The organism is Pseudomonas sp. SA233, from assembly GCF_054792385.1.
Genome location: NZ_CP096449.1, coordinates 103,918 through 115,916, shown reverse-complemented (window position 1 = coordinate 115,916; position 11,999 = coordinate 103,918). Strand labels below are relative to the sequence as shown.

At 63.1% G+C, this 11,999-nt stretch carries 12 protein-coding genes and 1 pseudogene; 7 read left to right on the top strand and 6 right to left on the bottom strand.

The window, feature by feature from the left end; translation table 11 throughout:
• Window positions 1-16: 16 nt before the first annotated feature.
• From M1D87_RS00575 to M1D87_RS00560, 4 genes and pseudogenes are all read right to left on the bottom strand, one after another.
• Window positions 17-849 (bottom strand): annotated as a pseudogene (locus M1D87_RS00575) (endonuclease/exonuclease/phosphatase family protein).
• A gap of 34 nt (window positions 850-883) precedes the next feature.
• Window positions 884-1,516, bottom strand: coding sequence for a thiol:disulfide interchange protein DsbA (gene dsbA / locus M1D87_RS00570; protein WP_003256950.1), 633 nt, complete (start codon window positions 1,514-1,516; stop codon window positions 884-886).
• Between the two features lie 174 nt (window positions 1,517-1,690).
• Entirely contained in the window at window positions 1,691-2,308 is a 618-nt protein-coding gene (locus M1D87_RS00565) for a c-type cytochrome (protein ID WP_003256951.1), read from the bottom strand.
• A gap of 31 nt (window positions 2,309-2,339) precedes the next feature.
• Complete coding sequence (locus tag M1D87_RS00560) at window positions 2,340-2,642, bottom strand: c-type cytochrome (RefSeq protein WP_015268479.1); 303 nt, start codon at window positions 2,640-2,642, stop codon at window positions 2,340-2,342.
• Between the two features lie 201 nt (window positions 2,643-2,843).
• Here M1D87_RS00560 and yihA point away from each other — a divergent pair, with 201 nt between their 5' ends.
• Window positions 2,844-3,476, top strand: coding sequence for a ribosome biogenesis GTP-binding protein YihA/YsxC (yihA, locus tag M1D87_RS00555; protein WP_015268478.1), 633 nt, complete (start codon window positions 2,844-2,846; stop codon window positions 3,474-3,476).
• A gap of 421 nt (window positions 3,477-3,897) precedes the next feature.
• Here the strand turns inward: yihA and polA are convergent, their stop codons facing one another.
• Window positions 3,898-6,645 (bottom strand): DNA polymerase I, encoded by a 2,748-nt coding sequence (gene polA / locus M1D87_RS00550; RefSeq protein ID WP_123085450.1) that lies wholly within the window; start codon window positions 6,643-6,645, stop codon window positions 3,898-3,900.
• Window positions 6,646-6,720: 75 nt separating this feature from the next.
• Between polA and M1D87_RS00545 the strand changes: the two genes are divergently transcribed.
• A complete protein-coding gene (locus M1D87_RS00545) occupies window positions 6,721-7,008 on the top strand; it encodes a DUF2782 domain-containing protein (protein WP_013970316.1) in 288 nt (95 codons plus the stop codon).
• A gap of 69 nt (window positions 7,009-7,077) precedes the next feature.
• On the top strand, window positions 7,078-8,028 hold the full coding sequence (locus M1D87_RS00540; protein ID WP_024087954.1) for a homoserine kinase: 951 nt from the start codon (window positions 7,078-7,080) through the stop codon (window positions 8,026-8,028).
• 101 nt (window positions 8,029-8,129) lie between these two features.
• On the opposite strand, the gene M1D87_RS00535 is transcribed toward M1D87_RS00540, so the two are convergent.
• Window positions 8,130-9,086 carry a zinc ABC transporter substrate-binding protein gene (locus M1D87_RS00535; protein WP_052261020.1) on the bottom strand — a complete coding sequence of 319 codons (957 nt, stop codon included), beginning with the start codon at window positions 9,084-9,086 and terminating at the stop codon, window positions 8,130-8,132.
• Window positions 9,087-9,104: 18 nt separating this feature from the next.
• On the opposite strand from M1D87_RS00535, the gene zur reads away from it, so the two are divergent.
• The 4 genes from zur to M1D87_RS00515 all read left to right on the top strand — a co-directional run bounded on the left by zur (window position 9,105) and on the right by M1D87_RS00515 (window position 11,973).
• Window positions 9,105-9,590, top strand: a complete 486-nt coding sequence (gene zur, locus M1D87_RS00530; protein ID WP_025337220.1) for a zinc uptake transcriptional repressor Zur — start codon at window positions 9,105-9,107, stop codon at window positions 9,588-9,590.
• The gene (gene znuC, locus M1D87_RS00525) at window positions 9,587-10,363 is read left to right on the top strand and encodes a zinc ABC transporter ATP-binding protein ZnuC (protein WP_015268472.1); all 777 of its coding nucleotides are present in this window, start codon (window positions 9,587-9,589) and stop codon (window positions 10,361-10,363) included. Before zur ends, znuC begins: the two co-directional genes overlap by 4 nt.
• Complete coding sequence (znuB, locus tag M1D87_RS00520; protein WP_003256958.1) at window positions 10,356-11,138, top strand: zinc ABC transporter permease subunit ZnuB; 783 nt, start codon at window positions 10,356-10,358, stop codon at window positions 11,136-11,138. Before znuC ends, znuB begins: the two co-directional genes overlap by 8 nt.
• Before the next feature lie 127 nt (window positions 11,139-11,265).
• Complete coding sequence (locus tag M1D87_RS00515) at window positions 11,266-11,973, top strand: PA5502 family lipoprotein (protein ID WP_015268471.1); 708 nt, start codon at window positions 11,266-11,268, stop codon at window positions 11,971-11,973.
• The last annotated feature ends 26 nt before the right edge of the window (window positions 11,974-11,999 follow it).

Genomic DNA, 11,999 nt, shown 5'->3' with positions numbered 1-11,999 from the left:
CAAACGGTGATGGCAATTAGCTCAGGACCGGCAGCGTATCCACAGTCAATGCATCAGGCAATCGAATCTCTACAGCAACGGGAAGGTGGTCGGAAATTGGCTGCGCCAGCACCTCGACACGCTCCAGCGTGAGGCTTGGGCTGAGCAGGATATGGTCCAGGCAACGCTGTGGACGCCAGCTGGGGAAAGTGGCCTCGACTTGCGGGGCTATCAGGCCCAGGTCGCGCAACGGCGAGTGCTCCAGCAGGTCGGTGGCATGGGTATTCATGTCGCCCATCAGCACCTGATGGCGGTAGCCGCCAATCAGCTCGCGGATGTAACCCAGTTGCAGGGCGCGGGTCTTGGCGCCGAGGGCCAGGTGCATCATCACCACGATCAGCGCATCTTCGCCCTCGCCAAAGCGCACCAGGATCGCACCACGCCCAGCCGGGCCAGGCAATGGGTGATCCTCGAGCAGTTGTGGCTTCAAGCGGCTGAGCACGCCATTGCTGTGCTGGGCAAAACGCCCAAGGTTGCGGTTGAGTTGCTGGTACCAGTAGGGGAAGGCGCCCAGGTGGGCAAGGTGCTCGACCTGGTTGACATAGCCCGAGCGCAGGCTGCCGCCATCGGCCTCCTGCAAGGCTACCAGGTCGAAGTCGCCCAGCAGTTGGCCAATCTTCTGCAGGTTGCCGGCACGCCCGTTGTGCGGCAGCAGGTGCTGCCAGCTGCGAGTCACGTAATGCCGGTAGCGCTCGGTGCTGATGCCCACCTGGATGTTGAAACTGAGCAGCCGCAGACGACCATCCTCGGGCAGGCCAGGGGCATGCAAGTGATGCTCGTTGACCTGCGGCTGGTGCAGGCCAATGCCACGCGCGGTTCTGAAGCGGCGCATGGGTTACGCCGCTTACTTAGCGGCGCGCTCCTTGGCGATCAGCTGGTCGGCAACGTTCAGTACGCCTTCCGGCCCGCCGGCGGTACCCAGGTCGAAGCGGTACTTGCCGTTGACCACCATGCTCGGTACGCCGGTGATCTCGTACTTCTTCGCCAGTTCCTTGGCCTGGTTGACCTGGCCCTTGATGGCGAACGAATTGAAGGTGGCGAGGAACTTGTCCTTGTCCACGCCCTGGGTGGCGAGGAAGTCGGCCATGTCCTGCGGGTCGGTCAGGCGCTTGCGCTGGTTCTGGATGGCATCGAACACCGCGGCGTGTACCTTCTGCTCGACGCCCATGGCTTCGAGGGTCAGGAACATCTGGCCATGGGCGTCCCACGCGCCACCGAACATGGCTGGTACGCGCTTGAAGTTGACGTCCTTGGGCAGTTTATCGACCCACGGGTTGATGGTCGGCTCGAAGTGATAGCAGTGGGGGCAGCCGTACCAGAACAGCTCGACCACTTCGATCTTGCCAGGTACGGAAACCGGAACAGGGTTGCTCAGCTCGAGGTATTCCTTGCCAGCGACAGGCTCGGCGGCCTGGACGGCAGTCATACCGAATACGCTGGCAGCGACCAGCGCGGCGCTGAGAATCAGTTTACGCATGCTTTACTCCTGGGCAGTCATTGGTCGCCACGACGCGACCTGCACTGAGACAGGCCGGGAACGGGCCGAGTTCTGTAGTGTAACGGCTGCGGACGGAAAAAAGGGCGGTCCGGCCGCCCTTTCATCATTGGCCTACAACATTAACTGAAGGTTAATGCGCCGCCTGTAATGGCCTCAGTGCAGGCCCTGGATGTAACTGGCCAGCGCCTCTATGTCGTGGTTGCTCAGCTTGCCGGCGATGGTGCGCATGGTCATGGCATCGCCATCGTTGGTGCGGTTGCCTTCGCGGAAGTCGGTGAGCTGCTTGGTCACGTACTGCGCGTGCTGCCCGCCCAGGTGCGGGAAGCCGGCCAAGGCGATACCCGCGCCGTTCGGCGAGTGGCAGCCGGTGCAGGCTGGCATGCCCTTTTCCAGGTCTCCACCGTTGAACAGCGCCCGGCCACGTTCGACCAACTTGGGATCGGCGGCGCCCACGCTGCCTTTCTGGCTGGAGAAGTAGGCGGCGATATCGGCCAGGTCCTGGTCGCTGAACGCGGCCAGCATGCCGGTCATCTCCAGCACGGTACGCTTGCCCGACTTGATATCGTGCAATTGTTTTTCAAGGTAGCGCTGGCCTTGGCCGGCCAGTTTCGGGAAGTTCGGTGCCAGGCTGTTGCCGTCGGGGTTGTGGCAGGCGCCACAGACGGCCGTCTTGGCCTGGCCGGCGGCGGCATCGCCTTTGACGGGTTGCGCAGCAGTGGCCGCACCTGCGACACCCAGGGTCAACAGCAGACTCACGACTAGTTTGTTCATCAGCTAATCCAACACGGCTAAGGGTGAAATGTTATGTATCGGGACTGCCACTCATCCAAAGGATGACCAAACGGTAGTCCTCGGCACTGCAGTCCATGCACAATCCACGCGGCGGCATAGCCTTGAAACCCTGGGTCACGTGCTTCACCAGTACATCCATGCCTTGCGCCAGCCTTGGCTCCCATGCTGCCCGGTCACCCTGCCTGGGTGCCTGTGGCAACTGCCCGGTGTGACAGGCCGCACACGTGCGGTTGTACAACACCTCGGGATCCTGTGTAGCCTGTGCGCTGAAAAACGGCAGGAACATACCGACAGCAAGCAGCCATTTCGCCATGCGGAACGACCTTCAGGGTTGGGGGCCGCGCTGCGTTCTGTTGCGCGAGCTATTGTTCGACACCCCATGCCCGTTCTCCTTCGCCGGGAGAATGAGCACACAAAAACTGGGGCATTATATACTTCCGCCATCCAAACGGAAACGACACCGCTTGCCAGGCTCGGGCCTATAGAGTCAGGCAACACCCACATCGGATATCCCATGCAAGTCAAGAACCCCATCCTCGGCCTCTGCCAGAAAGCCAAATTCGCCCTCAGCGCTGCCAAGGTCGAACAATGCCCGGACGACCAGGGTTACGAGGTGGCTTTCGCCGGCCGCTCCAACGCCGGCAAATCCAGCGCCCTCAACACCCTGACCCATGCCAGCCTGGCACGCACCTCGAAAACCCCCGGGCGCACCCAGCTGTTGAATTTCTTCAGTCTGGACGATGAACGGCGTTTGGTCGACCTGCCAGGCTACGGTTATGCAAAAGTCCCGATTCCGCTCAAGCAGCACTGGCAGAAACACCTGGAAGCCTACCTGGGCAGCCGGGAGTGCCTGCGTGGCGTGATCCTGATGATGGACGTGCGCCACCCGATGACCGACTTCGACAAGATGATGCTCGACTGGGCCAAGGCCAGCAGCATGCCGATGCACATCCTGCTGACCAAGGCCGACAAGCTGACCCACGGCGCGGGCAAGAACACCCTGCTCAAGGTGCAGTCGGAAATCCGCAAGGGTTGGGGCGATGGCGTGACCATCCAGCTGTTCTCGGCGCCCAAGCGCCTGGGCGTGGAAGAGGCATACCGGGTGCTGGCGGACTGGATGGAGCTGGAAGACAAGCCAGTAGCCTGAGGCCTGCACCGCTCGTTGTAGGAGCAGCCTTGTGCTGCGAAGAGGCCATGACAGGCTGTATAGGTCTGCTGGCTGTACCGGCCCTTTCGCAGCACAAGGCTGCTCCTACAGGGGTAGCTGTGCCATCAGGTCAAATTCCGGGCAAAAAAAACCCCGGACTTCGTATGGGGAGGGGGAAGTTCGGGGTCCAAGTCCGGACCGCTAGGGCGGGGTCCAGATATCTGCCAACACTTAACACAACATAGGAGCATCGAAAGGCTTCACCAGCCATTCAGTTACTCTGAGTTCCGTTTCACCGGTTTAGTTCCAAAACCCTGAAAACTATTTGCGATAGTTTCATGAAACTTCAGCACCGCTGGCACTGAGCAGTGCCGGATCCGCATCGCTACAACACGGATCCTATACAGCTTTCCCCACCCGATCAGTGAGCTTCGTCCCAATTCGCACCAATTCCTGCCTCGACCAGCAGCGGCACATCCAGTTTCGCGGCCTTGCTCATGTGCTGGCGAATTTCATCTTTCACCAGCTCCACCAGGTCCTCGCGCACTTCCAGCACCAGTTCGTCGTGCACCTGCAGGATCACCCGGGCATCCAGCCCGCTCTCGCTCAGCCAGTTATCCACATTGACCATGGCCCGCTTGATGATGTCGGCCGCAGTGCCCTGCATCGGGGCGTTGATCGCCGTGCGCTCGGCGCCTTTGCGCAGGGCTGGGTTCTTGGCATTGATATCCGGCAGGTACAGGCGGCGGCCGAACAGGGTTTCTACAAAGCCTTGCTCCGCCGCCTGGGCGCGGGTGCGCTCCATGTACGCCAACACGCCCGGGTAGCGGGCGAAGTAGCGGTCGATGTAATCCTGCGACTGCTTGCGGTCAACGCCGATCTGCTTGGCCAGGCCAAAGGCGCTCATGCCGTAGATCAGGCCGAAGTTGATGGCCTTGGCACTGCGGCGCTGATCGGTGGAGACGTCTTCCAGGGCTACGCCGAATACTTCCGCCGCCGTGGCGCGGTGCACGTCCAGGTTGTTGCGGAAGGCATGCAGCAAGCCTTCGTCCTTGGCCAGGTGGGCCATGATGCGCAACTCGATCTGCGAGTAGTCCGCCGCCAGCAGCTTGTAACCCGGGCTGGCAACGAAAGCCTGGCGGATGCGCCGGCCTTCGGCAGTACGGATCGGGATGTTCTGCAGGTTCGGGTCGCTGGACGACAGTCGACCGGTGGCCGCCACCGCCTGCTGGTATGAGGTGTGGATACGCCCGGTGCGCGGGTTGATCTGCCCCGGCAGCTTGTCGGTGTAGGTGCTCTTGAGCTTGCTCAGGCTGCGGTACTGCATCAGTACCTCCGGCAGCGGGTAGCCTTGCTCGGCCAGTTCGTCGAGCACCGCCTCTGCCGTGGATGGCTGGCCCTTGGTGGTCTTGCTCAGCACCGGCATGCCCAGCTTGTCGTAGAGGATCGCGCCCAGTTGCTTGGGCGAGCCGAGGTTGAACTCCTCACCGGCCAGCTCATAGGCGCGCTGCTCGAGCTCGGCCATCTTTAACCCCAGCTCACCGCTCTGCACCTGCAGCAACGCGGCATCGACCAGCGCCCCCTGGCGCTCGATCTTGGCCAGCACCGGCACCAGCGGCATCTCGATGTCCATCAACACCGGCTGCACGCTTGGCGTCTGTGCCAGGCGCGCCTGCAGCGCCTGGTGCAGGCGCAGGGTGATGTCGGCATCTTCGGCAGCGTAGGGGCCGGCCTTGTCCAGGTGGATCTGGTTGAAGGTCAGCTGCTTGGCGCCCTTGCCGGCGATATCCTCGAAGGCAATGGTGGTATGGTCGAGGTACTTCTGCGCCAGGCTGTCCATGTCGTGACGGGTGGCGGTGGAGTTCAGCACGTACGACTCGAGCATGGTGTCGTAGGCAACGCCGCGCATTTCTATGGCGGGCGAGCCATTGGCAAGGATGTTGATATCGTACTTGGCGTTCTGCCCGACCTTGGCCTTGGCCGGGTCTTCCAGCAGTGGCTTCAGCGCCAGCAGCACGGCAGTGCGGTCCAACTGGACCGGCGCGCCTTCATAGTCGTGGGCCAGCGGCACATAGGCCGCTTCGTGCGGTTCAACGGCGAACGACAGGCCGACCAGCTGGGCCTGCTGAGCGTCCAGGCCGGTGGTCTCGGTGTCGAAAGCGAACAATGGCGCCTGGCGCAGCTTCTCCAGCCAGAAGTCGAAACGGGCCTGGTCGAGAATGGTTTCGTACCTGGGCTCGACCTTGGCCACCTGCTCCGCGACCGGCGCGATTTCGTCACCGGCCTTGGCAGCGTCACGCTGCACCTCGGCGATCCAGCTCTTGAATTCCATCTCGGTGTACAGCGCCAGCAACGCATCGCGATCAGGTTCGCCGCACACCAGGGCATCTACTTCGATATCCAGCGGCACATCGACCTTGATGGTAGCCAGCTCATAGGACAGGAACGCCGCGTCGCGGTGCTCCTCCAGCTTGGCCGGCAGGGTCTTGGCACCGCGAATGGCCAGCGTCGGGACCTTGTCCAGATTGGCATACAGGTCGCTGAGACCGCCGCCGATACCGGTCAGCAGGCCCACCGCGGTTTTTTCGCCCACGCCCGGCACACCGGGGATGTTGTCGACCTTGTCGCCCATCAGCGCCAGGAAGTCGATGATATGTTCCGGGCCGACGCCAAATTTCTCGTGCACGCCAGCCACGTCCAGCACGCTTCCGGTCATGGTGTTGACCAAGGTAATGTGCCCGTCCACCAGCTGCGCCATGTCCTTGTCACCGGTCGAGATGATCACCGGGCGGTCCAACGCGGCGCTGCTGCGCGCCAGGGTGCCGATCACGTCGTCGGCCTCGACCCCCTCGACGCACAGCAGCGGGTAGCCCAGCGCCTTGACGCTGGCGTGCAGCGGCTCGATCTGTACCCGCAGGTCGTCAGGCATGCTCGGGCGGTTTGCCTTGTATTCAGCGAACATGGCATCGCGGAAGGTGCCACCCTTGGCGTCGAACACCACCGCGAACAGGCTGTCGGGGTATTGCTTGCGCAGGCTCTTGAGCATGTTCAGCACCCCCTTCACCGCGCCGGTCGGCATGCCCTTGGAGGTAGTCAACGGCGGCAGCGCGTGGAAGGCGCGGTACAGGTAGGAGGAACCGTCCACCAGGACGAGGGGGGCTTGGCTCATGAGCAGAATCAACCTTTTCGACGGGTCCGGCGCTAGAATAGCCAGAATCATTGACGACAAAGGGACAAGGTTATCATGCGTACACTCAATCGCCTGTTACTGCTAGGTCTGTTGGCCACCATGCCTGTCGTCACCCTGGCGGCGGACGACGCCCCCTCGGCCGATCCCGAGGTGACCATTCGCACGGAAGGCGACAAAACCATCCAGGAGTACCGGCAGAATGGGTTCCTGTATGCGATCAAGATCACGCCGAAAAACGGCAAGCCTTATTTCCTGGTACGCGCCGATGGCTCTGATGGCAATTTCATTCGTTCCGACCAGCCGGACATGCTGATTCCGTCCTGGAAGATCTTCGAGTGGTAATCTGACGCGCACCGTTCACATCAACCCGGCACTTCCCGGCGGAAGTGCCCGTATGGGCAAATTTTCATCATGTCAGTCTTCACCCCCGTGACCCGGCCTGAGCTGGAAACCTTTCTGGCGCCGTACGCGCTGGGTCGTCTGCTCGATTTCCAGGGCATCGCCGCCGGCACCGAGAACAGCAATTTCTTCGTCAGCCTCGAACAGGGGGAGTTCGTCCTGACGCTGATCGAGCGCGGGCCCAGCGAGGACATGCCGTTCTTCATCGAGCTGCTGGACACTTTGCACGCAGCCGACATGCCGGTGCCCTATGCAATACGCGACCGCGACGGCAATGGCCTGCGCGAGCTGTGCGGCAAGCCGGCGCTGCTGCAGCCACGGCTGTCAGGCAAGCACATCAAGGCACCGAACGCCCAGCACTGCGCCCAGGTCGGCGAGCTGCTGGCGCACATTCACCTGGCTACCCGCGAGCACATCATCGAGCGTCGCACCGACCGCGGCCTGGACTGGATGCTGGCTTCGGGTGCCGAGCTGCTGCCGCGCCTTACCGCCGAGCAAGCCGCGCTGCTGCAACCGGCGCTGGATGAAATCAGCGCGCACAAGGCACAGATCCTGGCCCTGCCACGGGCCAACCTGCATGCCGACCTGTTCCGCGACAACGTGATGTTCGAAGGCACCCACCTGACCGGTGTGATCGACTTCTACAACGCCTGTTCCGGGCCGATGCTGTATGACATCGCCATCACCGTGAACGACTGGTGCCTGGATGAACACGGCGCGATCGATGTGCCACGCGCCCAGGCGTTGTTGGCGGCCTATGCGGCGCTGCGGCCGTTCACCGCCGCCGAAGCCGAGCTGTGGCCGGAGATGTTGCGGGTAGGCTGCGTGCGCTTCTGGCTGTCGCGCCTGATTGCAGCGGAATCGTTTGCCGGGATGGATGTGATGATCCACGACCCGAGCGAGTTCGAAGTGCGTTTGGCGCAGCGTCAGCAGGTGGCCTTGCACCTGCCGTTCGCCCTCTAGAGCGTGTCTGCTTCTTCGCGGGTAAACCCGCTCCCACACAGGCGTGAGGCTGGCGCTATCCCTGTGGGAGCGGGTTTACCCGCGAAGAGGCCGGCACAGGCTTACAACTGCTCCAGGCACCCAACCAGGTCGCCACCCAGCTTCTCCAGCAAGCGCTCATAGCCCTTGCCATCCACCGGGTCGGTACCGCCCAGGGCATCAAGCTCGGCCAGGCGCACCGGCAGCCCGGCGGTCAAGGTCTCGGCCAACCGCGGCCGCAGCGGCGGTTCGCTGAACACACAGGTCTTGCCCACTTCCTGCAGGCGCTTGCGCATGGCAGCCACGTGCTGCGCACCCGGCTGCACCTCGGATGCCACGCTGAATACCCCGGCGTGCTTCAGGCCATACTCGGCCTCGAAATAGTCGAATGCTTCGTGGAACACGAAGTACGGCTTGCCGGCAATCCCGGCCACCCGCGCCTTGATCCGCTTATCCAATGCGTCCAGGCGTTCGTCGAAGGCCTTGAGGTTGCTCTGGTAGCGCACCGTATTGGCCGGATCGATCTGCGCCAGGTCAGCCGCCATTTTCGCTGCAATCACACGCGCGTTGACTGACGATAGCCACAGGTGAGCATCCAGGCTGCCCGGGCGGTGGTCGTGGTCATGGTCGTCGTGGTCTTCTTCCTCATGGGAATGGCTGTCCTCGCCAAAATGCCGGAGCTTCATGCCCGGTAGCGCCTGCACGGCCACAGTGGGCTTGCTGCGATTGCCCAGTACCCGCGGCAGGAAGCCTTCCATGTCCGGGCCAATCCAGTAAAGCAGGTCGGCATCGCCTACCCGCCGTACGTCGGACGGGCGCAGCGCGTAGTGGTGTGGCGAAGCCCCCGGAGGCAGCAATACCTCAGGGCTGCCAACACCGTCCTGCACGGCAGCGGCAATCTGCTGCAGGGGTTTGATACTGGTCAGCACGCGCACGTCGGCCTGGGCGGAAAATGCGATGAAAGCGACAAAAAGGACTAGGAATCGGGACACGGTGAATACTCGAGTCGTCAGAAACAGGTAACATAATAACGTCTCCATCCAAAACCGTCGCTGCCCATGTCCATCACGCCGCTGGCCAACCGTCCTCACGATCATTCCCATTGCGTACACAGCGCACTGGCTGAAGCCGACGCCTTGTGCACCCGCCAAGGCCTGCGCCTGACCGCTCTGCGCCGTCGAGTGCTGGAACTGGTTTGGCAAAGCCACAAGCCGCTGGGCGCCTACGATATCCTCGCCGTGCTCAGTGAGCAGGACGGCCGCCGAGCCGCGCCGCCCACGGTGTACCGTGCGCTGGACTTCCTGCTGGAAAACGGCCTGGTGCACCGCATCGCCTCGCTCAACGCCTTTATCGGCTGCAGCCACCCCGAACACCTGCACCAGGGCCAGTTCCTGATCTGCCGGGCCTGCCATGTGGCCATCGAACTGGAACAGGACAGCATCAGCGACGCCATCATCAGCAGCGCCAAGGGCGTGGGCTTCACGGTCGAGACCCAGACGGTGGAAGTGGTCGGCCTGTGCAGCAATTGCCGGAGCGCGGCATGAGCGATGCACTGATCCGCCTGGAGCAGGTCGGCGTCACCTTCGGTGGCGAGGCGGTGCTCGACAGCATCGACCTGTCGGTCGCACCTGGCCAGATCGTCACCCTGATCGGCCCGAACGGCGCGGGCAAGACCACCCTGGTGCGCGCCGTGCTCGGCCTGCTCAAGCCGCACCGCGGCAAGGTATGGCGCAAGCCGAAACTGCGTATTGGCTACATGCCGCAAAAGATCCAGGTCGATGCAACCCTACCGCTGTCGGTACTGCGCTTCTTGCGCCTGGTGCCCGGTGTAGACCGCGCGGCAGCCTTGTCGGCGTTGCAGGAAGTGGGCGCCGAGCAGGTCATCGACAGCCCTATCCAGACCATTTCCGGTGGCGAGATGCAGCGCGTGCTGCTGGCCCGCGCCCTGCTGCGCGAACCCCAACTGCTGGTGCTCGACGAGCCAGTGCAGGGCGTAGATGTGGTCGGCCAGACAGAACTGTACAACCTCATTACCCGCCTGCGCGACCGCCACGGTTGCGGCGTGCTTATGGTGTCCCACGACCTGCACCTGGTGATGAGCGCCACAGACCAGGTGGTATGCCTGAACCGCCACGTGTGCTGCTCGGGCCACCCGGAGCAGGTCAGCGGCGACCCGGCATTCGTCGAGTTGTTCGGCAAGACCGCCGCCCCCAGCCTGGCCATCTACCACCACCATCACGACCACAGCCACGACCTGCACGGCTCGGTGGTCGCCCCTGGCACCCATGTTCACGGAGCGCACTGCAAGCATGGCTGATTTTCTTCTCTACGCCCTGCTTGCCGGTTTGTCCCTGGCGCTGGTGGCCGGCCCACTGGGCTCCTTCGTGGTGTGGCGGCGCATGGCCTATTTTGGCGACACCCTGTCCCACGCCGCCCTGCTCGGCGTGGCCCTGGGTTTTGCTCTGGACGTCAGCCCGGCGCTGGCGGTAACCGTGGGCTGCCTGTTGCTGGCGATCTTGCTGGTTACCTTGCAGCAACGCCAACCGCTGGCCTCCGATACACTGCTTGGCATCCTCGCCCCCAGCACCTTGTCGCTGGGCCTGGTGGTGCTGAGCTTCATGCATGATGTCCGCATCGACCTGATGGCCTATCTGTTCGGCGATCTACTGGCCATCAGCACCACCGATCTTGCCTGGATCCTCGGTGGCAGCGCGCTGGTCCTGCTGTTGCTCGCTGCACTGTGGCGGCCGTTGCTTGCAGTCACAGTGCACGAGGAGCTGGCCATGGTCGAGGGCTTGCCGGTGGCCGGGCTGCGCATGGCGCTGATGCTGCTGATCGCGGTGGTGATTGCCGTTGCCATGAAGATCGTCGGGGTGCTGCTGATCACCTCGCTGCTGATCATTCCTGCCGCTGCGGCGCAACGTCACGCCCGTTCTCCCGAACAGATGGCCTTGGGCGCCAGCCTGCTGGGCGTGACCGCGGTATGCGGCGGCCTGGCCCTGTCCTGGTTCAAGGACACCCCTGCCGGCCCGTCGATCGTGGTCTGCGCGGCGGTGCTATTCTTGCTGAGCCTGGCCCTGCCAAAACGCTGAAAAACAGGGCGTGCGAAGGCGCGCCCTGCAACCTTTCCGCACGTAAAGGGTCTGTAAGACTTGTTTTCGAGCGTGCGCACCTGGGTGTAGACTTGCTCGCTTTTTGCGCAAATAGAGAGTCGCAGGAATGAAGCCGTTCGCCTCCCGTTATCTGCTTGTTGCCGCGTTTTCCCTGTTCCTGGCTGCGTGTTCAAACGCGCCGGTCGAACAGGCCACCGCACCTGCCCAAGCAGATGCCTGGCAGCAATTGCAACAGAACATCGCCAGCAACGAGCTGGCCACCGCCGAAGACCAGCTGGCAGCCCTGCAGGCCCAGGCGCCGGATGACGCGCGCCTGGAGCAATACCAGCGCCAGCTTGCCGAAGCCTACCTGCAACGCAGCCAGATCTTCCTGCAAAAGGGTGATGTGAACGCTGCCGCCACAGCCCTGGCCCGTGCCCGCGCGCTGATGCCGCAGGCCCCGGCGGTTACTGGTGGCGACGCCGTGACCCAGGCGCGCAAGGCCGAGCTGGAGAAAGCTGAAGCGGCGTTGAAAGCGGCCGAGGCCAAGCCCAAGGCGCGCATCATCGACCCGGCTGCACCGAGCACCGTCGTGGCCTTGAAGACCACCGACAGCCGCGCCATGCGTCGCCAGCTGGATGACATTGCCGCCGATGTGGTGAGCTATCAATGCGACGTGGTGTTCCAGGTGCCGCGTACCGAAGATGCGCCTTGGCTGAAGACCTTGCTGGAGAAACGCGTGCGCAAGATCGACAGCGGGTTCGAGCTGAAGCAGAAGCACGAGATTCAGCGGTCGTTGCCGGCGCAGGTGGTTCTGGTTCCGCATCAGCGTTAAGAATCTGGGGGCGCTGCGCGCCCCTT

Coding starts and splice junctions, on each gene's coding strand:
- znuC (WP_015268472.1), top strand. CDS start 9,587: ATGAGCGATGCACTGATCCGCCTGGAGCAGGTCGGCGTCACCTTCGGT.
- zur (WP_025337220.1), top strand. CDS start 9,105: ATGTCCATCACGCCGCTGGCCAACCGTCCTCACGATCATTCCCATTGC.
- znuB (WP_003256958.1), top strand. CDS start 10,356: ATGGCTGATTTTCTTCTCTACGCCCTGCTTGCCGGTTTGTCCCTGGCG.
- M1D87_RS00545 (WP_013970316.1), top strand. CDS start 6,721: ATGCGTACACTCAATCGCCTGTTACTGCTAGGTCTGTTGGCCACCATG.
- polA (WP_123085450.1), bottom strand. CDS start 6,645: ATGAGCCAAGCCCCCCTCGTCCTGGTGGACGGTTCCTCCTACCTGTAC.
- M1D87_RS00535 (WP_052261020.1), bottom strand. CDS start 9,086: ATGGAGACGTTATTATGTTACCTGTTTCTGACGACTCGAGTATTCACC.
- yihA (WP_015268478.1), top strand. CDS start 2,844: ATGCAAGTCAAGAACCCCATCCTCGGCCTCTGCCAGAAAGCCAAATTC.
- M1D87_RS00515 (WP_015268471.1), top strand. CDS start 11,266: ATGAAGCCGTTCGCCTCCCGTTATCTGCTTGTTGCCGCGTTTTCCCTG.
- M1D87_RS00540 (WP_024087954.1), top strand. CDS start 7,078: ATGTCAGTCTTCACCCCCGTGACCCGGCCTGAGCTGGAAACCTTTCTG.
- M1D87_RS00560 (WP_015268479.1), bottom strand. CDS start 2,642: ATGGCGAAATGGCTGCTTGCTGTCGGTATGTTCCTGCCGTTTTTCAGC.
- M1D87_RS00565 (WP_003256951.1), bottom strand. CDS start 2,308: ATGAACAAACTAGTCGTGAGTCTGCTGTTGACCCTGGGTGTCGCAGGT.
- dsbA (WP_003256950.1), bottom strand. CDS start 1,516: ATGCGTAAACTGATTCTCAGCGCCGCGCTGGTCGCTGCCAGCGTATTC.